34 protein-coding genes are annotated in these 23,364 nt (G+C 35.0%); 33 read left to right on the top strand and 1 reads right to left on the bottom strand.

All coding sequences use genetic code 11. The features are described 5' to 3' along the window. Positions 1 to 18: 18 nt before the first annotated feature. The 33 genes from rplV to J0J69_RS09745 all read left to right on the top strand — a co-directional run bounded on the left by rplV (position 19) and on the right by J0J69_RS09745 (position 21,927). A complete protein-coding gene (rplV, locus tag J0J69_RS09585) occupies positions 19 to 354 on the top strand; it encodes a 50S ribosomal protein L22 (protein ID WP_212725736.1) in 336 nt (111 codons plus the stop codon). 18 nt (positions 355 to 372) lie between these two features. After that, the gene (gene rpsC, locus J0J69_RS09590; RefSeq protein ID WP_055243018.1) at positions 373 to 1,035 is read left to right on the top strand and encodes a 30S ribosomal protein S3; all 663 of its coding nucleotides are present in this window, start codon (positions 373 to 375) and stop codon (positions 1,033 to 1,035) included. A gap of 1 nt (position 1,036) precedes the next feature. Continuing rightward, positions 1,037 to 1,468, top strand: coding sequence for a 50S ribosomal protein L16 (gene rplP / locus J0J69_RS09595; RefSeq protein WP_055243016.1), 432 nt, complete (start codon positions 1,037 to 1,039; stop codon positions 1,466 to 1,468). Beyond that, complete coding sequence (gene rpmC, locus J0J69_RS09600) at positions 1,458 to 1,652, top strand: 50S ribosomal protein L29 (RefSeq protein ID WP_055243015.1); 195 nt, start codon at positions 1,458 to 1,460, stop codon at positions 1,650 to 1,652. Before rplP ends, rpmC begins: the two co-directional genes overlap by 11 nt. A gap of 23 nt (positions 1,653 to 1,675) precedes the next feature. Then, a complete protein-coding gene (gene rpsQ / locus J0J69_RS09605) occupies positions 1,676 to 1,933 on the top strand; it encodes a 30S ribosomal protein S17 (protein WP_068759272.1) in 258 nt (85 codons plus the stop codon). A 43-nt stretch (positions 1,934 to 1,976) separates the two neighbouring features. Next, a complete protein-coding gene (gene rplN / locus J0J69_RS09610) occupies positions 1,977 to 2,345 on the top strand; it encodes a 50S ribosomal protein L14 (protein WP_055243011.1) in 369 nt (122 codons plus the stop codon). A 36-nt stretch (positions 2,346 to 2,381) separates the two neighbouring features. After that, positions 2,382 to 2,687: a 50S ribosomal protein L24 gene (gene rplX, locus J0J69_RS09615; RefSeq protein WP_055243010.1), complete on the top strand. Its 306-nt coding sequence runs from the start codon at positions 2,382 to 2,384 to the stop codon at positions 2,685 to 2,687. Positions 2,688 to 2,719: 32 nt separating this feature from the next. Continuing rightward, positions 2,720 to 3,259, top strand: coding sequence for a 50S ribosomal protein L5 (gene rplE / locus J0J69_RS09620; protein WP_055243008.1), 540 nt, complete (start codon positions 2,720 to 2,722; stop codon positions 3,257 to 3,259). Positions 3,260 to 3,281: 22 nt separating this feature from the next. After that, positions 3,282 to 3,467, top strand: coding sequence for a type Z 30S ribosomal protein S14 (locus J0J69_RS09625; RefSeq protein ID WP_055243006.1), 186 nt, complete (start codon positions 3,282 to 3,284; stop codon positions 3,465 to 3,467). Between the two features lie 39 nt (positions 3,468 to 3,506). Beyond that, positions 3,507 to 3,905: a 30S ribosomal protein S8 gene (rpsH, locus tag J0J69_RS09630; protein WP_055243004.1), complete on the top strand. Its 399-nt coding sequence runs from the start codon at positions 3,507 to 3,509 to the stop codon at positions 3,903 to 3,905. 27 nt (positions 3,906 to 3,932) lie between these two features. Then, a complete protein-coding gene (rplF, locus tag J0J69_RS09635; RefSeq protein ID WP_055243003.1) occupies positions 3,933 to 4,475 on the top strand; it encodes a 50S ribosomal protein L6 in 543 nt (180 codons plus the stop codon). Between the two features lie 19 nt (positions 4,476 to 4,494). After that, positions 4,495 to 4,857, top strand: a complete 363-nt coding sequence (rplR, locus tag J0J69_RS09640) for a 50S ribosomal protein L18 (RefSeq protein ID WP_055243001.1) — start codon at positions 4,495 to 4,497, stop codon at positions 4,855 to 4,857. Between the two features lie 20 nt (positions 4,858 to 4,877). Further along, a complete protein-coding gene (gene rpsE / locus J0J69_RS09645) occupies positions 4,878 to 5,381 on the top strand; it encodes a 30S ribosomal protein S5 (protein ID WP_055242999.1) in 504 nt (167 codons plus the stop codon). A 13-nt stretch (positions 5,382 to 5,394) separates the two neighbouring features. Continuing rightward, the gene (rpmD, locus tag J0J69_RS09650) at positions 5,395 to 5,577 is read left to right on the top strand and encodes a 50S ribosomal protein L30 (RefSeq protein WP_055242997.1); all 183 of its coding nucleotides are present in this window, start codon (positions 5,395 to 5,397) and stop codon (positions 5,575 to 5,577) included. Positions 5,578 to 5,598: 21 nt separating this feature from the next. Next, on the top strand, positions 5,599 to 6,039 hold the full coding sequence (gene rplO / locus J0J69_RS09655; protein ID WP_055242995.1) for a 50S ribosomal protein L15: 441 nt from the start codon (positions 5,599 to 5,601) through the stop codon (positions 6,037 to 6,039). Continuing rightward, positions 6,039 to 7,319: a preprotein translocase subunit SecY gene (gene secY / locus J0J69_RS09660; RefSeq protein ID WP_055275540.1), complete on the top strand. Its 1,281-nt coding sequence runs from the start codon at positions 6,039 to 6,041 to the stop codon at positions 7,317 to 7,319. Before rplO ends, secY begins: the two co-directional genes overlap by 1 nt. A gap of 13 nt (positions 7,320 to 7,332) precedes the next feature. Next, positions 7,333 to 7,983 carry an adenylate kinase gene (locus tag J0J69_RS09665; RefSeq protein ID WP_055242991.1) on the top strand — a complete coding sequence of 217 codons (651 nt, stop codon included), beginning with the start codon at positions 7,333 to 7,335 and terminating at the stop codon, positions 7,981 to 7,983. Then, on the top strand, positions 7,983 to 8,729 hold the full coding sequence (map, locus tag J0J69_RS09670; protein ID WP_212725735.1) for a type I methionyl aminopeptidase: 747 nt from the start codon (positions 7,983 to 7,985) through the stop codon (positions 8,727 to 8,729). Before J0J69_RS09665 ends, map begins: the two co-directional genes overlap by 1 nt. A 19-nt stretch (positions 8,730 to 8,748) precedes the next feature. Beyond that, entirely contained in the window at positions 8,749 to 8,967 is a 219-nt protein-coding gene (gene infA / locus J0J69_RS09675) for a translation initiation factor IF-1 (RefSeq protein ID WP_006784453.1), read from the top strand. 36 nt (positions 8,968 to 9,003) lie between these two features. Then, positions 9,004 to 9,117 (top strand): 50S ribosomal protein L36, encoded by a 114-nt coding sequence (gene rpmJ, locus J0J69_RS09680; protein WP_006784454.1) that lies wholly within the window; start codon positions 9,004 to 9,006, stop codon positions 9,115 to 9,117. A 19-nt stretch (positions 9,118 to 9,136) separates the two neighbouring features. Next, positions 9,137 to 9,502: a 30S ribosomal protein S13 gene (gene rpsM / locus J0J69_RS09685; RefSeq protein ID WP_055242988.1), complete on the top strand. Its 366-nt coding sequence runs from the start codon at positions 9,137 to 9,139 to the stop codon at positions 9,500 to 9,502. A 16-nt stretch (positions 9,503 to 9,518) separates the two neighbouring features. After that, positions 9,519 to 9,908: a 30S ribosomal protein S11 gene (gene rpsK, locus J0J69_RS09690; protein ID WP_055242986.1), complete on the top strand. Its 390-nt coding sequence runs from the start codon at positions 9,519 to 9,521 to the stop codon at positions 9,906 to 9,908. A gap of 58 nt (positions 9,909 to 9,966) precedes the next feature. Continuing rightward, positions 9,967 to 10,911 carry a DNA-directed RNA polymerase subunit alpha gene (locus J0J69_RS09695; RefSeq protein ID WP_055242984.1) on the top strand — a complete coding sequence of 315 codons (945 nt, stop codon included), beginning with the start codon at positions 9,967 to 9,969 and terminating at the stop codon, positions 10,909 to 10,911. 54 nt (positions 10,912 to 10,965) lie between these two features. Further along, positions 10,966 to 11,328: a 50S ribosomal protein L17 gene (gene rplQ / locus J0J69_RS09700; protein ID WP_055242982.1), complete on the top strand. Its 363-nt coding sequence runs from the start codon at positions 10,966 to 10,968 to the stop codon at positions 11,326 to 11,328. A gap of 486 nt (positions 11,329 to 11,814) precedes the next feature. Next, entirely contained in the window at positions 11,815 to 12,594 is a 780-nt protein-coding gene (gene cdaA, locus J0J69_RS09705; protein WP_237252509.1) for a diadenylate cyclase CdaA, read from the top strand. Between the two features lie 31 nt (positions 12,595 to 12,625). Continuing rightward, the gene (locus tag J0J69_RS09710; RefSeq protein ID WP_055242981.1) at positions 12,626 to 14,032 is read left to right on the top strand and encodes a CdaR family protein; all 1,407 of its coding nucleotides are present in this window, start codon (positions 12,626 to 12,628) and stop codon (positions 14,030 to 14,032) included. Positions 14,033 to 14,049: 17 nt separating this feature from the next. Beyond that, positions 14,050 to 15,387: a phosphoglucosamine mutase gene (gene glmM / locus J0J69_RS09715; RefSeq protein ID WP_055242979.1), complete on the top strand. Its 1,338-nt coding sequence runs from the start codon at positions 14,050 to 14,052 to the stop codon at positions 15,385 to 15,387. A gap of 375 nt (positions 15,388 to 15,762) precedes the next feature. After that, positions 15,763 to 17,547, top strand: coding sequence for a glutamine--fructose-6-phosphate transaminase (isomerizing) (gene glmS / locus J0J69_RS09720; protein ID WP_055275542.1), 1,785 nt, complete (start codon positions 15,763 to 15,765; stop codon positions 17,545 to 17,547). Positions 17,548 to 17,663: 116 nt separating this feature from the next. Beyond that, positions 17,664 to 18,107 (top strand): MarR family winged helix-turn-helix transcriptional regulator, encoded by a 444-nt coding sequence (locus J0J69_RS09725; protein ID WP_055305355.1) that lies wholly within the window; start codon positions 17,664 to 17,666, stop codon positions 18,105 to 18,107. Between the two features lie 70 nt (positions 18,108 to 18,177). Continuing rightward, positions 18,178 to 19,587, top strand: coding sequence for an MATE family efflux transporter (locus J0J69_RS09730; protein WP_055275543.1), 1,410 nt, complete (start codon positions 18,178 to 18,180; stop codon positions 19,585 to 19,587). 40 nt (positions 19,588 to 19,627) lie between these two features. Beyond that, positions 19,628 to 19,837: a heavy-metal-associated domain-containing protein gene (locus J0J69_RS09735; RefSeq protein WP_055275545.1), complete on the top strand. Its 210-nt coding sequence runs from the start codon at positions 19,628 to 19,630 to the stop codon at positions 19,835 to 19,837. Positions 19,838 to 20,593: 756 nt separating this feature from the next. Next, the gene (locus J0J69_RS09740) at positions 20,594 to 21,280 is read left to right on the top strand and encodes a queuosine precursor transporter (protein ID WP_055275591.1); all 687 of its coding nucleotides are present in this window, start codon (positions 20,594 to 20,596) and stop codon (positions 21,278 to 21,280) included. Positions 21,281 to 21,345: 65 nt separating this feature from the next. Beyond that, on the top strand, positions 21,346 to 21,927 hold the full coding sequence (locus J0J69_RS09745) for a DUF2087 domain-containing protein (protein WP_212725734.1): 582 nt from the start codon (positions 21,346 to 21,348) through the stop codon (positions 21,925 to 21,927). A gap of 625 nt (positions 21,928 to 22,552) precedes the next feature. Here the strand turns inward: J0J69_RS09745 and J0J69_RS09750 are convergent. Then, on the bottom strand, positions 22,553 to 23,242 hold the full coding sequence (locus J0J69_RS09750; protein WP_055243351.1) for a radical SAM protein: 690 nt from the start codon (positions 23,240 to 23,242) through the stop codon (positions 22,553 to 22,555). Positions 23,243 to 23,364 lie beyond the last annotated feature (122 nt).

Raw genomic sequence — 23,364 nt, forward strand, 5'->3', positions numbered from 1 at the left:
TGAGAGGAGGACATGGCTATGGAAGCTAAAGCTATGGCTAGAACAGTTCGCATTGCTCCTCGTAAAGCACGCTTAGTGATTGACTTAATTCGAGGAAAACAAGTAGGCGAAGCATACGCAATTTTAAAACACACTCCTAAAGCGGCATCTCCGATTGTTGAGAAAGTTTTAAAATCAGCTATCGCAAATGCTGAACACAACTTAAACTTAGATATCAATTCATTATATGTTAAGGAAGCATATGTGAATGAAGGTGCAACATTAAAACGATTCCGTCCACGTGCACAAGGTCGTGCATCACAAATCAACAAAAGAACATCTCACATCACTATCGTGGTAGCTGAGAAAAAATAATTAAAGGAGGGATACGAAGTGGGTCAAAAAGTTAGTCCAATTGGTTTACGTGTTGGTGTAATCCGTGATTGGGATGCTCGTTGGTATGCAAACGATAAAGACTTCGCTACTTTATTACACGAAGACTTAAAAATCCGTGATTACATTAATAACAAATTCAAAAGAGCTTCGGTATCACGCGTTGAAATCGAACGTGCAAAAAACCGTGTTAATATTATCGTTCATACGGCTAAACCAGGTATGGTAATCGGTCGTGGTGGATCAGAAAAAGATGCAGCTGTTGCTCAATTAGAAAAAATGACAGGTAAACGTGTTTTCATCCGTATCGTTGAAATCAAACGTCCTGAAGTTGATGCTCAATTAGTTGCAAACTCAATCGCAGAACAATTAGAAAATCGTGCTTCTTTCCGTCGTGTACAAAAAGTTGCAATCCAACGTGCTATTAAATTTGGTGCTAAAGGGATTAAAACTCAAGTATCAGGACGTTTAGGTGGAGCAGATATGGCTCGTGCTGAAGGATATAGTGAAGGAAATGTACCTTTACATACATTACGTGCTGATATCGACTACGCTACAGCAGAAGCAGATACAACTTACGGTAAATTAGGTATTAAAGTATGGATCTACAAAGGTGAAGTATTACCTACAAAAAACCGTCAAGTAGCAAAGGAGGGTAAATAATATGTTAGTACCTAAACGTACAAAATATCGTCGCCCTCACCGCTTGTCTTATGAAGGACGTGCAAAAGGTGGAACAACTGTAGTATTTGGTGAGTATGGTTTACAAGCAACAACTGGTGCTTGGGTAACTAACCGTCAAATCGAAGCAGCTCGTATCGCTATGACTCGTTATATGAAACGTAGCGGACGTGTATGGATTAAAATCTTCCCTCATCAAGCTAAAACTGCTAAACCTTTAGAAGTCCGCATGGGATCAGGTAAAGGGGCTCCAGACGGATGGGTTGCAGTAGTAAAACCTGGAAAAGTTATGTTTGAAATTGGTGGTGTATCTGAAGAGATCGCTCGTGAAGCATTACGTTTAGCTTCTCACAAATTACCAGTTCAAACTAAGTTTGTAAAACGTGTAGACGGTGGTGATAGTAATGAAAGCTAATGAAATCCGTAATTTAACCACTACAGAAATCGAAGCTAAAATTAACGAATTAAAAGATGAGTTATTCAACCTTCGTTTCCAATTAGCTACAGGACAATTAGAAAACACTGGTCGTATTCGTGAAGTACGTAAAGGTATTGCACGTATGAAAACGATCATTAGCGAACGCGAAAACAATAAATAATGAGCTTGAGAGGAGGTTCACTTATGGAACGTACTAAAAAAACTTTTACTGGACGTGTAGTTTCAGATAAAACAGATAAAACAATTACAGTACTTATCGAATCTTACAAAGTACATCCTCTATACGGTAAACGAGTTAAATATTCAAAAAAATATGCAGCTCACGATGAGTTAAATGAAGCAAAAGTTGGAGATTTAGTTCGCATTGAAGAATGCCGTCCTATGTCAAAAACAAAAAAATTCCGTTTAGTTGAAATTGTTGAAAAAGCAGTTATTATTTAATTAATTTTATTGAAATACTGGAGTCTTGAAAGGAGGTCCAATCATGATTCAACAAGAAACACGTTTAAGAGTTGCTGATAACTCTGGTGCAAAAGAATTATTAGCAATTAAAATTTTAGGTGGTTCTCACAAAAAAACTGGTAACATCGGTGATGTTATTGTTGCTACAGTTAAGTCAGCAGCGCCAGGTGGAGTTGTTAAAAAAGGTGATGTTGTTAAAGCAGTAATCGTCCGTACGAAAACTGGAGCTCGTCGTGCTGATGGATCATACATTAAATTTGATGAAAACGCAGCGGTTATTATTAAAGACGATAAATCTCCACGTGGTACTCGTATCTTCGGACCAGTAGCTCGTGAATTACGCGATAAAGATTTTATGCGTATTGTTTCATTAGCTCCAGAAGTACTTTAATTAACACTTAATCCTTAAGATTAGGAGGTGCACGATATGCAAATTAAAACTGGAGATAAAGTAGTTATCATTTCAGGTAAAGATAAAGGTAAAGAAGGTGTTGTTCTTTCAGCAAACCCATCTAAAAACAAGGTGGTTGTTGAAGGTGTAAATGTTGTTAAAAAACACGTACGCCCTTCTCAAATGAATCCAGATGGTGGAATCGTTGAATTTGAAGCACCGATCCATGCATCTAACGTTATGATTGTAGATCCAAAGAGTGGTAAACCAACACGCGTAGGATATAAATTCGTTGACGGTAAAAAAGTACGCTTCGCTAAAAAATCAGGTGAAGTATTATAATATAGTTTAACAACGAAGGGAGGTAAACCTGCATGAATCGTTTACGTCAAAAATACGAAAATGAAGTAAAAAACCAAATGGTTGAAAAATTCGGATATAAATCTGTAATGCAAATCCCAACAATTGATAAAATCGTTATCAACATGGGTATCGGAGATGCTGTAAGCAACTCTAAAGTTTTAGATGAGGCTGTAGCTGAATTAGCTTTAATCACTGGTCAAAAACCAGTTATCACACGTGCTAAGAAATCTATCGCTGGTTTCCGTCTTCGTGAAGGAATGCCAATCGGATGTAAAGTTACATTACGTGGTGAGCGTATGTATGATTTCTTAGATAAATTAGTATCAGTTTCTTTACCACGTGTACGCGACTTCCGCGGAGTTTCTAAAAAATCATTCGATGGACGTGGAAACTACACATTAGGTGTTAAAGAACAATTAATTTTCCCAGAAATCGACTTCGATAAAGTAAATAAAGTTCGAGGAATGGATATCGTTGTAGTTACAACTGCTAACACAGATGAAGAAGCTCGTGAGTTGTTAACTCAATTAGGGATGCCATTTCAAAAATAATTGATGAAAGGAGGCGTCACTCATGGCTAAAAAATCTATGATTATCAAACAACAGCGTAAACAAAAATTCGCAGTTCGTGAATATACACGTTGCGAGCGTTGTGGTCGTCCACACTCTGTCTTACGCAAATTCAAATTATGCCGTATTTGCTTCCGTGAATTAGCATATAAAGGACAAATCCCAGGTGTTAAAAAAGCAAGCTGGTAATAAACTTAATTCTCTTTAAACGGGAAGGAGGAAAAATAAATGGTAATGACAGATCCTATTGCAGATATGTTAACACGTATTCGTAACGCAAACCAAATGCGTCATGAAGTGGTTGAAATGCCAGCTTCTAAAATGAAACGTGAAGTATTAGAATTATTAAAACGTGAAGGTTTCATTCGCGATGTAGAATATATTGAAGATAACAAACAAGGTGTTTTACGTGTTGCTTTAAAATACGGTAAAAACAACGAACGTGTTATCACAGGTTTAAAACGTATCTCTAAACCAGGTTTACGTGTATACGTTAAAAATACAGAAGTTCCTAAAGTATTAAACGGATTAGGTATCGCTATCTTATCTACTTCTAAAGGAATTATGGCTGATAAAGAAGCTCGTCAACAACAAGTTGGTGGAGAAGTATTAGCTTACGTTTGGTAATAAATAAAGACAGGAGGTGTCACATAAATGTCTCGTATTGGTAATAAACCAGTAGCATTACCTTCTGGTGTTGAAGTGATTGTTGCTGAAAATAACTTAGTTACTGTGAAGGGACCTAAAGGGGAACTTTCTCGTACATTTAATGCAAATATGCAAATTACAGTTGAAGGAAACGAATTAACTGTAGTTCGTCCTAACGATAACAAGGAAAACAAAATGTTACACGGAACAACACGTGCTTTATTAAACAACATGGTTGTTGGTGTATCTGAAGGGTTTACTCGTGAGTTAGAAATCATCGGGGTTGGATACCGTGCACAAAAACAAGGAGAAAAACTTGTATTAAACGCTGGATACTCTCACCCAGTTGAGATGGATGCACCTGCAGGTGTAACTATCGAAGTACCTAACAATACTACTGTAGTAGTAAAAGGGATCGACAAACAAGTAGTTGGAGAATTCGCTGCTAACATTCGCGCTGTACGTGCTCCTGAACCATACAAAGGAAAAGGAATCCGTTACAAAGGTGAACATGTTCGTCGTAAAGAAGGTAAAAAAGCTAAAAAATAATTCGAAAGGGGTGGCCTGAATGATTAAAAAAGTATCACGTAATGAGTTACGTAAACAAAGACATTACCGTGTACGTGCTAAAGTTACAGGAACTGCAGAGCGCCCACGCTTAAATGTATTCCGCTCTAGCAAACACATTTATGCGCAAATCATTGATGATGTAACTGGTACTACATTAGTTAGTGCATCAACTTTAGATAAAGATTTAAACATCGCTTCTACAGGTAACGTTGAAGCAGCTAAAGCAGTAGGTGCAGCAGTTGCTAAACGCGCTTTAGAAAAAAATATCACATCAGTTGTTTTCGACCGTGGAGGATATATCTATCACGGACGTGTTGCAGCATTAGCTGAAGCAGCTCGTGAAAATGGATTACAATTCTAATTAAAGAAGGAGGGACAAAGATGCGTCAAATCATTGACCCTAGTAACTTAACACTTGAAGAACGTGTAGTTACTATTAATCGTGTAACGAAGGTAGTAAAAGGTGGACGTCGTTTCCGTTTTGCTGCATTAGTTGTTGTCGGTGACAAAAATGGTCACGTTGGTTTCGGTACTGGTAAAGCTCAAGAGGTACCTGAAGCAATCAAAAAAGCAGTTGAAAGTGCTAAAAAGAACTTAATCTATGTACCTACAGTTGGAACTACAATTCCTCACCAAATCGTTGGAGAATTCGGTTCAGGTAGCGTATTATTAAAACCTGCTTCTGCCGGTACAGGAGTTATCGCAGGTGGACCAGTACGTGCCGTATTAGAGTTAGCTGGAGTACAAGATATCTTATCAAAATCTTTAGGATCAAACACACCAATTAACATGGTTCGTGCAACAATCAATGGTTTAGAAAATTTAAAAACAGTTGAGCGCGTAGCTGAATTACGTGGGAAAACTGTTGAAGAAATCTTAGGATAAGGAGGGAACTCCAATGGCTAAAGAATTACACATTACTTTAACACGTAGTGTAATCGGTCAAAATGAATCTCAACGTGCAACAGTTCAAGCATTAGGTTTAAAAAAATTAAACCAAACAGTTGTTAAAGCTGACAATGTAGCTGTTCGCGGTATGATTAATAAAGTATCTCATTTATTGACTGTAGTAGAGAAATAATCAAAGAGGAGGTGACTTTCGGTGAAATTACATGAGTTAACATATACTGAAGGGTCTCGTAAAGATAGAAAACGTATCGGTCGTGGACACGGTTCAGGTCAAGGTAAAACTGCAGGTAAAGGACACAAAGGACAAAACGCTCGTTCAGGTGGTGGAGTTCGTTTAGGATTCGAAGGTGGTCAAACTCCTTTATTCCGTCGTTTACCAAAACGTGGATTTACTAACATCAACCGTAAAGAATACGCTATCGTTAATTTAGATCAATTAAATAAATTCGAAGATGGAACAGTTGTTACTGCAGAACTTTTATTAGAAACTGGAGTAATTAAAAAATTACACTCTGGGCTTAAAGTTTTAGGACAAGGACAACTAGAGAAGAAATTAACTGTTAAAGCAGCTAAATTCTCAAAAACAGCAGAAGAACAAATTGCGGCTCAAGGTGGATCAATCGAGGTGGTATAATGGCTACTTTCAGTAAGATATGGAAGAACGCTGATTTACGTAAAAAGATCCTATTCACGTTGATGATCTTTGTTGTCTATCGTATTGGATCTTATATTCCTGTGCCAACCATCAATACATCTGTTTTAGAAGCTTCCGCGCAAACTCCGATGCTTGGATTCTTTGATACATTAAGTGGAGGGGCATTGAAACGATTTTCATTGTTTGCGATGTCTATCTCTCCTTATATTACTGCATCAATTGTTATCCAGTTGCTTCAAATGGATGTTGTACCGATTTTGTCTGAATGGGCAAAAGAAGGTGAAACTGGTAAACGTAAGTTAAATCAATTAACTCGTTATGTCACTTTAGTTCTTGCATTTGTTCAAGCCATTGCAATGTCAATTGGTTTCGATTTAGGATATCAAGGGATTTTACTGGAAAGTCATTCAGTAATCACTTATCTTTATATTGCATTAACTATGACAGCAGGTACGGCTGTTATGATTTTCCTTGCTGATCAAATTACTAGCAAGGGAATTGGTAATGGTACATCAATGATTATCGTAGCAGGTATTTTATCTCGTGTTCCATATATGCTAAACGATTTATACACGAAATACTTGGTAAATATAACAGTATCTAACGTGTTAGCATTTATTTCAGTGTTAGCATTGTTAGCTCTGACAATTATTGCTGTTATCTATTTACAAAGCGCAACTAGAAAATTACCAATTCAATATGCCAATAGACATAATTCTGCTCAGTTATCGGGACGTAAAGATTCATTTATTCCGCTGAAGTTAAATTCAGCTGGGGTAATTCCAGTAATCTTTGCAGCTTCACTTGTGAGCTTACCGTTAACTGTAGTAAATTTCTTGCCTGAATCAGGTGTAACTAATGTAATTAAAGCTATCTTTAATTACCAACAACCAATTGGGTTTATTTTATATGTTGTATTAATCGTTGCTTTCACTTACTTCTATGCTTTCGTACAAGTAAGTCCAGAAAAAGTAGCAGAAAACCTTAAAAAACAAGGATCATACATTCCAGGTGTAAGACCGGGTGTTGATACTGAAGAATATTTATCAAAAGTTTTATCTCGTATCACTTTTATTGGAGCTATTTATTTAGTAGTCATTGCGGGCTTACCAATTGTATTTGGCGCAATCACTGATTTACCAAGTAGTGTTGAAATTGGTGGTACAAGCTTATTAATTGTTGTAGGTGTAGCAATCGAAACTGCTAAGCAAATCCAAACAAAAACAATGGATCAAAAATATAAAGGATTCATCAAATAATTGAGGTGATATGATGAAAATCGTATTTATGGGGCCTCCGGGTGCTGGTAAAGGTACTCAGGCTGAAAAAATTATTGAAAACTATCAAATTCCACATATCTCAACTGGAGATATGTTTAGGAAGGCGATAAAAGACCAAACTGAATTAGGTATGGAAGCTAAGCGTTACATGGATCAAGGTGCATTAGTACCTGACCATGTTACAATTGGTATTGTAAAGGATCGCTTGTCTGAATCAGATTGCAAGTCGGGATTCCTGTTAGATGGTTTTCCACGAACAGTAGATCAGGCAAAAGCCTTAGATGAAATACTGACTTCTCTTGATTCGAAGATTGATTATGTAATTAATATTGATGTTGATTTAGACATTCTTAAAGAGCGCTTAACTGGACGTCGTATTTGTCGTTCATGTGGGGCAACTTATCACATGATCTTCAATCCTCCTGCAGTTGCTGGTACTTGTGACAAGTGTGGTGGAGAATTATATCAACGTAAAGATGATAATGAAGAAACGGTTGGTAATCGCTTAGATGTTTACGTTAGTCAAACTAAGCCTTTATTAGATTATTACTCTTTAGCAGGAAATCTTGTTAATATTAATGGTCAACAATCAATTGATCTTGTATTTGCAGAAATCCAAGATGTACTTGGAGGCAATAAATAATGATTATTTGTAAGACTCCACGCGAAATTGATATTATGCGAGAAGCCGGTCGTATTGTTGCTTTAGCTCATCAAGAGGTTCAAAAGCACATTAAACCTGGCGTTACAACGAAGCAGTTAGATAAAATTGTAGAAGATGTAATTCGTAGTCAAGGCGCAATACCTTCTTTTAAAGGTTATCATGGATTCCCTGCAAGTATTTGTGCATCAGTAAACGATGAACTTGTTCACGGTATTCCAGGAAATCGTGTCTTAAAAGATGGAGATATTATCTCAATCGATATCGGCGCGAAATATAATGGATATCATGGTGATTCAGCTTGGACTTACCCAGTAGGGAAAATCTCAGATGAAGCTCAACTATTACTTGATGTAACTAAACAATCATTATTTGTCGGTTTAGAACAGGCTAAAGCGGGAAATCGTTTATCAGATATCTCACACGCTATTCAAGTGTATGTAGAATCTCATAATTTCTCGATTGTCCGTGAGTACGCTGGGCATGGTGTCGGTCAAGATCTACATGAAGATCCTTCAATTCCACACTATGGACCTCCTGGACGAGGACCAAGATTGAAAACAGGTATGACTTTAGCAATCGAACCTATGGTTAATTATGGTGAGAGATACGTTCGTACTTTAGCTGATAATTGGACTGTAGTTACTCGTGATAAAGCTCTCTGTGCTCATTTCGAACATACTGTTGTCATCACTGACAATGGATATGAAATATTAACTAAGTTATAAAGATAAGGAGGCATAATCAATGGCTAAGCAAGACGTTATTGAAGTAGAAGCTACCGTTATCGATAATTTGCCAAACGCTATGTTTAAAGTAGAATTAGAAAATGGTCATCAATTAATTGCTCACGTTTCTGGTAAAATCCGTATGAACTTCATTCGTATTTTACCAGGTGATAAAGTAACAGTAGAATTATCTCCTTATGATTTAACACGTGGGCGTATTACATATCGTCACAAATAGACTCCGATATACTGAAAAATGAGGAGGTTTTAATTCATGAAAGTAAGACCATCTGTAAAACCTATCTGCGATAAATGTAAAGTTATTCGCCGTAAAGGGAAAGTAATGGTAATTTGTGAAAATCCAAAACATAAACAAAAACAAGGATAAGCTTTAGGAGGTGCAATGTATGGCACGTATTGCTGGTGTAGATATTCCTCGCGACAAACGCGTTGTAATTTCATTAACATATATCTATGGAATTGGTAAACCAACAGCTCAACAAATCTTAGCTGCTGCTGGTGTATCAGAAGATACACGTGTACGTGATTTAACTGAAGATGAGTTAAACCGTATCCGTGCAGAAGTAGATAAATTAAAAGTAGAAGGAGACTTACGTCGTGAAGTTTCATTAAACATCAAACGTTTAATGGAGATCGCTTCATTCCGTGGTATCCGTCACCGTAGAAGTTTACCAGTACGCGGACAAAACACTAAAAACAATGCCCGTACTCGTAAAGGTCCACGTAAAACAGTTGCTAATAAGAAAAAATAGTTAGGAGGGTCATCATATGGCACGTAAACAAGTTAGTCGTAAACGTCGTGTTAAAAAGAATATTGCTACAGGTGTAGCACATATCCACTCGACTTTCAATAATACAATTGTTACGATTACTGATCCTCATGGTAATGCAATCTCATGGTCAAGTGCAGGTGCATTAGGATTCAAAGGATCTCGTAAATCAACTCCATTCGCTGCTCAAATGGCATCAGAAGCTGCTGCTAAAGCTGCAATGGATCACGGAATGAAAAGTGTAGACGTATCAGTTAAAGGTCCTGGTCCTGGTCGTGAAGCAGCTATTCGTGCTTTACAAGCTGCAGGATTAGATGTAACAGCTATCAAAGACGTTACTCCAGTTCCTCATAACGGATGCCGTCCACCAAAACACCCACGTGGTTAATCAGGAAGTTATTTGAAAGTAGTACCCTACTATTAAGCGATCCTGAGGAGGGAAATCGATGTTAGAAATCGAAAAACCAAGAATTGAAGTTGAAGAATACATCAAAGATGAATTCTATGGGAAATTTGTTATTGAGCCTCTAAAACGTGGATATGGTACTACGTTAGGGAATTCCTTACGTCGAGTATTACTATCATCACTTCCTGGAGCTGCAGTAACATCTATCTCTATAGAGGGAGTTCAACACGAATTCACTTCTATCGATGGTGTAGTTGAAGATGTAACACAAATTATTTTAAATTTAAAAAACTTAATCTTATCTATTGATTCAGAAGAGGTTAAGGAATTACGTATTGATGTTGCTAGAGAAGGTGCAGTTACGGCTGCAGATATCGAATGTGACGAACAAGTAGAAATTATCAATCCTGACTTACACATTGCTACTTTATCAGCTACAGGTCGTTTACGAATGACTATGAAAGCTCGTCGTGGTAATGGTTATGTTGGTGCGGATGATAATAAAAAATTACTTGAGAGTGCAGGAGAGATCGCTATCGACTCTATCTACACACCAGTAACTCGCGTATCTTATGATGTTGAAAAGACTCGTGTTGGTCAAGATGCATCATACGATAAATTAACATTAGAAGTTTGGACAAACGGAAGTGTTAACCCACAAGAAGCTATCTCTTTAGCATCTAAAATCTTAGTTGAACACTTCAGCATTCTAGTTAACTTAAATGAAGCAGGGCAACTTGCATCATTCATCGTTGAACGTGAAGATGAAGAGAAAAACAAAGTATTAGAAATGCCAATTGAAGAGTTAGACTTATCTGTTCGTTCTTACAACTGTTTACGCCGTGCTGGAATCAATACAGTTGAAGAATTAGCTCGTCATTCTGAAGAAGATATGATGAAAGTTCGTAACTTAGGTAAAAAATCATTAAAAGAAGTTAAGGATAAACTTGACGAATTAGGATTAAGCTTAGGTTGCACTAAATAATTGATTTATATATAATGTTATAATTCCATTTTCATATGGAAGGAGGAATTTTAAGTGGCTTACAGAAAATTAGGACGTCTTAGTCATCAACGTAAAGCAATGTTACGTGATTTATCAACAGATTTAATCATCAACGAACGCATTGTAACAACTGAAGCTCGTGCAAAAGAATTACGTTCAGTAGTTGAGAAATTAATTACTTTAGGTAAACGTGGAGACTTACACGCTCGTCGTCAAGCAGCTGCATATGTACGTGCAGAGGTTGCTAACGATGAAACTGGAGCAACAGCTGTTCAAAAATTATTCTCTGATATCGCACCTCGTTACGCTGAGCGTAATGGTGGATACACTCGTATCTTAAAAGTTGGACCTCGTCGTGGGGATGCAGCTGATATGGTAGTTATCGAGTTAGTATAATTTTTCAAACCATAGAAGATTTTATCTTCTATGGTTTTTTTTATTTGAATCTGTTAGACGAAAATGTTGTTATTGGGTGTTTGTCTATTTAAAAGGGATCAAATCTTTAAAATCGACAGTCAACAGTCGTTGATATCAAACAATTGCTTATCAACAAGATTGTCTAATACACCCTTTTATTTTCAAATCTCACAAAGGTTTAGGTGATTTTTTGAAATACGTCATAAAATAATAAACACGATGATATAATGAATGGTCTAGTATATACTAAAAAGTGTTACTATTATTTTCTGAAAAATATTTATCAATAAGTTATCTTGATTATTATCGCTATTAATTTATTTAATTGTATTACCTGCATTAAGCAATTTTAGATTTAATCTATTTGGTAAAAAATGTTTTATAATTACTTAATTTCTTATCCATTTATTTATATTTTAGTGAGTTATGATATAATAAAAATGTTATAAAAAGGAGGCCGACAGTTTGATTAATACAGTAATTAATGCAGTAGAAAACATTTCATTTTTTGATCTGTTATTAGTATGTTTAGATGTATACTTTGTATGGTTGATTATTTATTATATTTTAAAACTGATTAAATCAAATGTCCGTGCCGTTCAAATTTTAAAAGGTGTCATTTTGATTTATCTCATTGACATTGTAAGTCAAATTTTTGATCTATATACGCTGAATGCCTTGATTGGGAATGTTATCGATTGGGGGTTACTTGCTGTTATTATCATTTTCCAACCTGAAATCCGTAGCGGACTTGAACAGATTGGACGAAATAGTACAATGAATCGTGAACGTAATGTTCTTGCAGAACATGATGTGATTAGTATTTTAGCTAATTCCGTTGAATTTCTAGCTAAACGACGTATAGGAGCATTAATAGTTATTGAACGTGGGGTTAAGCTTGATGAGTTTATTACCCCGTCTACTATTATTTCGGGTGAAATTTCACAGGAGTTATTAACTACAATTTTTGTTCCGACGACGCCTTTACATGATGGAGCAGTAATGATTCGAGAAGGAAAATTATATTGTGCTGGCGCATATCTTCCTTCAACAAGACGAGAAGATATCAATAAGGCTTTTGGTACACGTCACCGTGCTGCTATTGGAATCAGTGAAATTTCTGATAGTATAACACTTGTGGTATCTGAAGAAACAGGTCGTTATTCAATTGCCTACAAAGGTGAGTTAAAAGTTTATGATGTCATTGATTCATTTAAAACTGACTTACAGCAATATCTTAGTTGATTGAATTGACTGATGATGAAGGTGGTGTCGTATGAAAAAATCTAAACAAAATAAGACTCAAAAAAACAATAATAATGTGGACTCAAATGAAATAGCAAGACAAATAGCAATTGAGACAATTAAAGATACAGAAAAGTTTTTTCAAAGAATTGCAAATTTCTTTAAAGGTATCTGGAAGTTTTTAACGACACCAGGTATGATTTTAGGAATTTTCAAGTTTCAAAAATTGGACCACGTTTACGAAAGTTTTCTTCGAAATGAAAAGTTGATGAAGATACTAGCGTTGGTAGTAGCTATTGGATTTGCGTTTAATATAAGATATGCTCCCAGTGTAAAAGAGCGTTATTCTGTGGATATTAATAGTTACCCTTTAACTTCTTATTATAATAAAGAACGAATAGTAGTTGAAGGGTTACCAGATACAGTAGATGTCACATTAGTTGGAGATAAGAGTCAAGTAGATATTGCTAAAGCTAAAGCTAACTTTGAGATTTATGCAGATTTAAAGGATTTGCCACCTGGAACACATAAGGTTAATCTAGAGTATAGTAAACTTGGTAATAAGTTAGATGTTAAGATTGATCCCAGTACAATTGTTGTGACAATTATGGCATTGACTGAAATTGATAAGCCAGTACAAGCTGATTTTGTAAACTTAGATCAAATTGATGAGATGTATGTGTTGAGTGAGCCGCAGTTGGCCTTAAATACTGTTAAAATTAAAGGTCCACAAACAGTAGTTAATCAAGTAGCAAGTGTAAAGGCAATTATTGATGTATCTGATTTATCTAAGCTTTCTGATTATGAGGCACCAGTGTTTGCGTATGATAAGCTTGGTAATAAATTAGATGTTGAAATTAAACCAGATAAGTTGATTACTTCTACTCAGGTAACTACTCCAAGTAAGGTTGTACCAGTAGAGGCTGTTGTAACTGGAAATGCTCCAGAAGGGCATAGTGTAGGTAATCTAACCTTAACCCCATCTGAAGTCAAGTTATACGGTGAAACAACTGCATTAGAGTCCTATGATAAGTTACAAGTCCAAGTTGATTTATATCAACTAGACGATAATAATGAACTTATTGTAAAATTAGATAAACCAGAAAATATTCATAAAATGGATACAGACACAATCAAAGTAAAAGTAACATTTGAAGAAACCCAAACAAAAGTTTTAGAAAATATTTCTGTTGATTTCAAAAACTTAGATGCGAAGTATAGTGTTAAGGCTAAGTCTCTGAGTGATGCAGTCATTAATTTAACATTGAAGGGATCAACTACAAAGTTAAACTCAATTTCTGCAGATGATGTGAAGGTTTGGATTGATTTATTAGGATATACTCCTGGTGAATATCAAGTTCCGATTACGGTGGAATCTATTACTGGTGTGTTGATTGATCCGAGTCGAGCAAAAGTAAATGTTATTATTACAGAATAAAAGTGAGGTTAGTATATATGGGAAAATACTTTGGAACGGATGGAATTAGAGGAGTCGCAAATACTGAGCTAACTCCAGAATTTACATTAAAATTAGGACGTATTTTAGGTCATCATTTAAAGTCTAAAAATACACGTCCTAAAGTATTAATTGGACGCGACACTCGTATTTCAGGTGAGTTATTAGAAAGTGCATTAATTGCTGGATTAATCTCATCGGGTGCCGATGTATTAACCCTTGGAGTCATTACAACTCCAGGTGTTGCTTATTTAACTAAAAGCTTAGATGTAGATGCAGGAATTATGATTTCAGCGTCTCATAACCCAGTTCAAGATAATGGAATTAAAATCTTTAGCCATAGTGGTTACAAATTAAGTGATCAAGAAGAAGAGGAAATTGAAAGTTTAATCGATACAGCTGATGAATTACCACGCCCAATCGCTGGTGAGATTGGGCGCGTGGAAGACTTCCAAATGGGATCACAAAAATATGTGAACTTTATTAAAGGAACAGTAGGACAAAAATTAACGGGATTAAAAATCGTATTAGATTGTGCAAATGGAGCAAGTTCAGCATTAGCCCCTCAATTATTTGCTGATTTAGATGCAGATATTGTGACTGTTTCATCAAATCCAGATGGAGTTAATATTAACCATAACTGTGGATCAACTCATCCAGAAGCATTAGCCAAAGAAGTTGTTAAACATGAGGCTGATTTAGGGTTTGCATTTGATGGTGATTGTGATCGTTTAATTGCAGTAGATCATACGGGAGCTATTATCGATGGAGATTATATTATGTTCATCGTTGGACGTTACTTAAATGAAAAAGGATTACTAAAACAAGGAACTGTTGTTTCAACAGTTATGAGTAACTTAGGTTTCTATAATGCAGTTGAAGCAAATGGTTTACGTAGTGTTCAAACAAAAGTTGGAGATCGTTATGTTTTAGAAGAAATGTTAAAGAATGATTATAACTTTGGGGGAGAACAATCAGGTCATTTAATCTTCTTAGATTATGGAACAACTGGAGATGGAATGTTAAGTGCCGTTCAATTAGCTAAGATTGTTGTTGAGAAGGAACAATCTTTAGCCGATTTAGCAAAAGAAATGCCTAAATATCCACAATTATTAAAAAACCTTCGTGTTGAAGACAAAAATGCAATGATGACAAATGAAAATATTTTAGCATCAATTGCTGAGGTTGAAGCCGAAATGAATGGAGAGGGACGTGTGTTAGTTCGTCCTTCGGGAACAGAACCTTTAGTTCGTGTCATGGTAGAAGCTAAAACTGAAGAATTATGTGAAGAATATGTTAATCGTATTTTAGCAGTTGTTGAACAAGAGTTAAAATAAGAATTAAAAGAGGTGACGTTCACCTCTTTTTTTGATTAAAATGGTTATTTTTGACTCACAATTTAAAAACATCATTTTAATTTTCTCTGCATATGATATAATGAATGTGTTGCTTTCTAAAGGGGGAAAGGAGGATAGTAGAGTAGATAAGTTATTTCTATTCAAGTATAAGCGCCAGAGCTGTTAACTAAAGATGACAGCTGACGAGGTGAAGGTTAATCGATTATTCGGCGGATGCCTTCCGGCTGTATACCTCAGTCGTAGTCTTCAAACAAAACTAAGAGGTAACTCTTACGACAAAATTGGAGAAAAGGTAAATAGGAAAGCAGCTCTATTTTAGAAATTAGTTTATTGAAAAAAGGAGTTGTTACACGTATGTGTGGAATCGTTGGATATATTGGACAACAAGATGTTAAAGATATTTTATTAAACGGATTAGAAAAATTAGAGTACCGTGGATATGATTCAGCAGGGATTGCAGTAGTCAATGAAGCGGGAGTTCATATTTTTAAAGATAAAGGACGTATTGCTCACTTACGTACTGTTGTTGATGAAACAGTTTTATCAACAGTAGGGATTGGACATACACGTTGGGCGACTCATGGGGCACCTAATCAACGTAACTCACATCCTCATCAATCAAGTACAGGTCGTTTTACGATTGTTCATAATGGGGTTATTGAAAATGAATTAGAGTTACGTCAAGAATTTTTGCCAAATTACAACTTCATTTCAGATACAGATACAGAAGTTATTGCAGCATTAATTGAGCACTTTGTGTTAGAAAAAGAAGATGTGGAATTAGCGATTCGTCATGTGATGAGTTTATTACACGGATCTTATGCATTGGGAGTTATTGATGCTAATAATCCTGAAGTGCTATATGCAGCTAAAAATAAATCACCCATGTTAATTGGTTTAGGTGAAGGATTCAATATGATTGGATCTGATGCGATGGCCATGTTACAGTGTACCAATCAATTCGTTGAAATCGAAGATGAAGAGTTCATTAAGTTAACACGTGAAGGGGTAACGATCTATAACTTATTAGGAGTGACAGTTAAACGTGATCCATTCACAGCTGAGTTAGATGCTTCTGATATCGAAAAAGGAACATATCCTCACTACATGTTAAAAGAAATTGATGAGCAACCCTACGTGATTCGCCGTATCGTGGAGCAATACTTCGAAGATGGAGACATTAAAATCGATCAAGAGATCGTGAAGGCTGTGAAGGAAGCGGATCGTTTATATATCATTGCTGCAGGAACGAGTATGCATGCTGGATTCGTTGGAAAGCAAATGTTTGAACAATTAGCTGGAATTCCAACTGAAGTTCATATTTCATCTGAGTTCGTTTACAATACACCAGTGATTAGTAAAAAACCATTATTCATCTTCATTTCTCAATCAGGAGAAACAGCAGATAGCCGTGCCGTATTAGTTAAAATTAAACAATTAGGATATCCATCATTAACCATTACAAACGTACCAGGTTCAACGTTATCTCGTGAAGCCGATCATACGTTATTATTATATGCAGGACCTGAGATTGCAGTAGCTTCAACAAAAGCTTACACAGCTCAAGTTGCGGTTCAAGCAGTTTTAGCAGCTAAAGTGGCTGGAAAAACAGATTTAGATTTATCTCGTGAATTAGCGATCGTTGCCAATGTGATGGAAAGTATTACAGATCATAAAGAGCAATACGAAGCCATTGCCAAAGATTATTTAACACAACGTAACTGTTTCTATATCGGGCGCCATGTTGATTATTATGTGGCCTTAGAAGCGGCTTTAAAATTAAAAGAAATTTCTTATATTCAAACAGAAGGATTCGCAGCTGGTGAGTTAAAGCATGGAACGATTGCATTAATTGAAAAAGGAACACCAGTTATCGCCATTGTTTCTCAAGAATCAGTGAATTTAAATACGCGTTCAAATGTAAAAGAAGTTAAAGCGCGTGGAGCTAATACTGTGATTATTTCATTACGTTCATTAAGTTCTGAAACGGATCAAATTGTGATTGATGATGTTCATCCATTATTAACACCATTAGTAACAGTAGTTCCAACTCAATTAATTTCTTACTATGCAGCCTTACAACGTGGATTCGATATTGATAAACCACGTAACTTAGCGAAGTCAGTTACAGTAGAATAAAATAAAAACACTCTCATTTTATGAGAGTGTTTTTATTTGAGTTAAAATAGTTGCAAATACATTCTATTTACAGTAATATATGCTTGTTATTAAATCTAATAGTAAGTGGTGGTTTCATGAATGAAGTAATTGGAAAAACAATGTCAATTTTATATCGATATCGCCAGATTATTATAAATCATAAACTAAGACCTTATGGGCTTGGGAGTGGCCAGCATATCTTTTTAATTAATATTGCTAGACATGAGGGGATTAATCAAAAAGATTTAACGAATTTAGTGAAAATCGATAAGGCAACGACAGCAAAAGCCTTAAAAAAATTAGAAGAGAATGGCTATATCTATCGTCAATGTGATGAAGGAGATCGTCGATATAATCAACTTTTTTTAACAGAAAAAGGTCATGAAATGATGCCTATTATTATGTCAATTTTAGTAGAAATTACAGATGATCTTATTGAAGGGTTAATAGAGGAAGAGAAGGATCATTTCTTAAAATGTTTAGATACTATGTTGAATAATTCAATTAAAGCTGTTGAAAAGTTAAGAAATGAGAAATGACCACTTATGAAGTTAATAACTATTTGAGTTAAAATAGTTGCAAATATATCATATAAGGAGGATAAAGTGAATGAATAGACAGAAGCTTTTAGGAGAAGAGAAAATCTCAAAATTATTAATGCAGTTTTCAGTTCCTGCTATTATCGGGATGATGGTTAATACGTTATATAACATTGTTGACCGTATGTATATTGGAAATATTCCTGAAGTAGGGGGATTAGCGTTAACGGGTGTTGGAATTACGATGCCGATTATGACTATAATTTTAGCATTTGGGATGTTAGTTGGAATCGGAACAAGTGCACGTATTTCCTTGAAACTTGGTGAGCATAAACGAGATGAAGCAGAGCAGCATCTTGGTAATGCATTTACACTTATTTTATTAATTAGTATTTTAATCACAGTACTTGGATTAACATTTATGAAGCCACTTCTTCAAATCTTTGGGGCTAGTCAAGACACAGAGATTTATGCTTCTCAATATATGCAGATTATCTTTATTGGGACAATCTTTAATATGCTTAGCTTTGGATTGAATCATTCTATTCGTAGTGATGGAAATCCTAAAATTGCGATGTTCTCTATGTTAATTGGTGCAGGAACAAATATTCTTTTAGACCCAATCTTTATTTTTGCACTAGGTCTTGGGGTTCGAGGGGCAGCGATTGCTACTGTAATTTCTCAAATTGCATCGACCATTTGGATTTTATATTACTTTACAAAAGGTAAGGGTTCAATTAAGATTTCACGTCATAATGTTAAATTAAAAAAAGCAGTCATCATCAGTATTTTCTCTATCGGGATGAGCCCCTTTGCTATGCAGATTGCTCAAAGTCTCGTACAAGTATTAGCGAATAATGCTTTAAAAGAATATGGCGGAGATTTAGCGATTGGCGCAATGACAATTATCAGTAGTATTTCGATGATTTTTATGATGCCACTGTTTGGTCTAAACCAAGGATCACAGCCAATCATTGGTTATAATTATGGAGCTAAAAAGTATCATCGTGTTAAAGATGCGGTTAAAATCCCTGTTATTGTCGCAACACTTATTGTTTCAGTAGGATGGTTATTAATTCAATTTGCACCAGAGCTTTTAATTCGAGCATTTAGTAGTGATGAGTCATTACTTGAAATGGCTAAAACAGGATTACGTACATTCTTATTTATGTTACCTGTTCTTGGTTTCCAAACAATTAGTTCTAACTACTTCCAATCAATTGGACAAGCTAAAGTCTCAATGTTCTTAAGTTTATTACGTCAAGTCATTTTATTAATTCCTTGTTTAATTGTTTTACCGCGTGTCGGTGGACTGGGATTAATGGGAGTTTGGTTAGCAGGGCCAGTTGCTGATGGATTAGCTTCAATTATTACTGGAGTAGTTTTCTTTGGTTCACTTCGAAAATTAAAAGAAAATAAGGTTAATGATTGTGATAAAGAAATGGCTTCTCTTCATCAAGAAAGTCCTTTAAAAGTCTAATCTCGTGTGCTACGATAGGATTGAAAGGGGCGAAGATGAAATGAAATCTGTTGTATTAAAAGTTAATGGGATGAGCTGTCAACATTGTGTAAATTCAATTCATGATGCAGTGGCCCAAATTGTTGGGGTTAAGCAAGTTAAGGTTGATTTAAAATCAAAATTAGTTGAAGTTGAATATGACCAATCATTTACGAATGAATTATTAATAGTAGAATGTATTGAAGATCAAGGATTTGATGTTCAATTATAAAAAAGTGTGCAATTGCACACTTTTATTTTTTTTGAAATTATCTATAATTTAAGTGAGGATAAGGTTATTTGGGATGACTTCTCTTATAAAACAGGGACTGAAAAAACATCTTTCTTTTTTAAAGATGTTTTTTCTTTTTCTAAAATTACGTTTAATTCACATCGGAGGTAATTGTATGAAGATTGATACTCAGTCTGATTATGTGTTCATCTAATGCTTTTGTAGTGCGCAGACAACGAAGAAGACAGTAAAATTCATAGGCGTGTTTGAAATGGAAGGTTACCTCATTTTCATTGCCTAGATGATAAAGGCCTGTTCCCTTTTTTGTTGCATGTAAGTCACGGGCATATATATAAATAAATTTATAATGAGATAGTTCTAGTCCTTTCCATGTAATCTCAAGGCACTATTTATAGCTTTTGTTTTCAAGATAGAATTTTGCTAAATAAAGTTATTAAACCTCTTGGTTATAAAAACATCCCATAGTTTATCAATTCAAGATTAAGGAGTTTTTTTGCTATAACCACTGAGAAAAATAGGGTATTTTTTCGCATATTTTCATGATATAATACTGTATTATAACATGAATAAAATCCTCATGCTGTTGGCAGAATCCAGCGTTATCAAAAATAGGAGGTCTAGTTTAGCAAACGTAGGCTTATTTTATTATGCGTTTGTTTAATCATGATCTTATCTGCTCCTGTTTTTATTAGGAGTTTTTTTATTGTTATAAATTAGAAGATAAGGGTGATTATTGTGGCAAATGAATTAATTGCAGTATTATTCATTATTGTTAACTTTGGATTAGTTGTCTTAAGTTATAAATTATTTGGTCGAAAGGGATTATACGCATACATCACGATGAGTGTAATCGCAGCGAATATCCAAGTTGCTAAAACAACGACGATTTTCGGTATTGTTACAACGCTTGGGAATACGATGTTTAGTGGAATCTTCTTAGCGACCGATTTATTAAGTGAAAAGTATGGGAAGAAGGCTGCGATGACAGCAGTATTTATCGGCTTCTTTACGCAGTTATCTTTTTTAATTGTGACTCAATTTTCATTATGGTTTAAACCAGATGCATCAGATTGGGCACAACCACATATGGAAGGTTTATTTAGTCTAGCTTTACCTGTGTTCACGATTGCGGGGTTAATCTCGTTCATGGTGTCACAAAATATTGACGTGTTTGTTTTCCACTTCATTAAAAAGAGATTTCCAGAAGATAAGTGGTTATGGTTGCGTAATAATGGAAGTACATTAATTAGCCAATTTGTTGATACGTTCATCTTCACGGCAGTTGTTGTGATGTTTGGATTATGGGAGATGGAGATTGCAGTAGACATTTTCTTCGTAACTTATTTATTTAAAGTCATTTTAAGTATTTCAGATACACCATTTGTTTATTTATTAAAGAAAGTCAATCCAATGGATTTATAGAATATAGACCGGCTATACAAGCTGGTCTTTTTTGCTATAATAGAAAATAAAAGGAGATGATAGGGATGAAATTTATAAAAGCAGAAGAGATTCAAAAGCATTGGTTTTCAGATGAAAAGGATTATGAGGAGGTTCTTAAAGCCATTAGTACTTGTTTAGGGAAGCATATCATTTTTGCACAGGTGAAAGAAGATACGTTGAAAGCCATGGTTGTTTTAGATATTACAAAAGTTGTTGTGATTAAGGCGTTAGCCATTAAAGATGAAAATTTATTACCAATCGTTATTCGTTTAGTGAAGCAGAAGTATAAAAATAAAGATCTTATTTGTGAGGTCGATGGAATTGATTTGCGGGGATTTGGTTTTGTAGAGGGGAGATATGTACGAAGTGAGCATTTAGAGGATTCGTTTTTAGATGAATCAGGCTTAGTTGAGCGATATCCAATTAAAGTGAGTGAGAAACAGATTGTTTTAAACTATTTGTCTCAGTTTTTTGAAGCGGGACGTTTTTATAGTGAGCGTGAAGTAAATGAGGTTTTAAAAGCTCATATTAGTTTTCAAGATTATGTGACGCTTCGTCGTGATTTATTTGATTTTAATTATTTAACACGAAGCTTAGACGGAGGCACTTATGAGAAAATAATGTAAGCTTTTTAGTAGTGTTTTAATCGTTTTTGCGTTGGGAAGATGCTCTAAAAGAGAGGATATTATTGTGTATACGGGTTACGATGAATCATGGTTAGCTACTTATTCACCTTCATTAATTGAAGATAGGGTTTATGATTTAATATTTATATGGTCATGAGTTTCCAATATTAGATTATCGTTTGGAAGGTCGATTATTTACAATTTTTAGCTCGTTCCCTTAAAATTTACAAGGCGATGGGTCTTTTCATATAACGACTCGATTTAGTGCTGAAGTATTTGAGCAAATGGAGGATAAAAAGGTACAACTAATAATTGAGTGGAATGGGGAGAGAGAGGTTATCGACTTAAAACGAGTAAATTAGCGGGCTAGTGTAAGTTTAGATATACATTAGCCTATACAGACGAAAAAAGAGGAATTAATGTGTCGGACTCATTAGTGAAACTTAGTAAAATAACAATCAGATATAAAATAGGGTGTACAGACGAAGTTAAAGAAAGAATATTAAATCAATAGATACCTTTATTTTTAATTTTTTTGAAATAGCTAAGTTAACCTTCTCATTTTTACCAAATTAGTTTTATTACTGACATAGAAAAAGCAAGAACTGGTTCAGTTCTTGCTTTTTTAATCTCCGACTCCAAAGTCAGTTTTATTCCATAAGACTTCTAAATGCTTGACATCGTCTAGCCATTTGTATTCATCGTAGAACCATTCTTTTAGCTGTCCATCTGGTTTGATGATGGTTGTATTTTCACAGTAGACATTGACTGTGGCATGATTGAATTGATTAAGGACGATATCGATGTCACGTCTGATCATATCTTTTGTTTGTCCCTTAATTCCAACCATGATACATGGTGAATCAAAGTATTTTTTTAATTCTTCAACACTTTGGAACGGCGCCCCCTTTTTTAAAACTTTTTCACGGAAGTCATAATCGAATGATTCTACCCCTGTTTTGAACATAATATCAATGTCTAGACGTTGACGCATCTTATCTAGGTGGTCACGGAAGATCCAATGAGCTTCGGCAAATAGTTTTTTAAACTCATGTTCACTAAGTTTTAATTTGATCATTTCTAATGTTTCTTTTGGTAAATCAAAGATGTTTCCAGAGTTGATGACTTCAAATGTGTCATATAATCCTTTAACATTTGATAAGACTTCTTTATTTAATTGATTCATTTCTGCAATATTTGTTGAGTTGTCACCAATGTAATCACAGAATGTGCATTTACCATATGCACATGGACGACTTTTTAAAAGAACGATTTCGCGAGGAAATTTTTCTGTTATAATATTATATCTTTCCATTACTATCACCTGTCCTTAGTATATCAAATATAGGGAATGCTGGCTTGTAATGTGTCTTAATTTTATAGTTATTTTTTGGCAAGTACTATTTATTTTTATGGTAAAATGAAATTATTCATTGA

The organism is Turicibacter bilis (genome assembly GCF_024499055.1).
GTDB lineage: Bacteria > Bacillota_I > Bacilli_A > MOL361 > Turicibacteraceae > Turicibacter > Turicibacter bilis.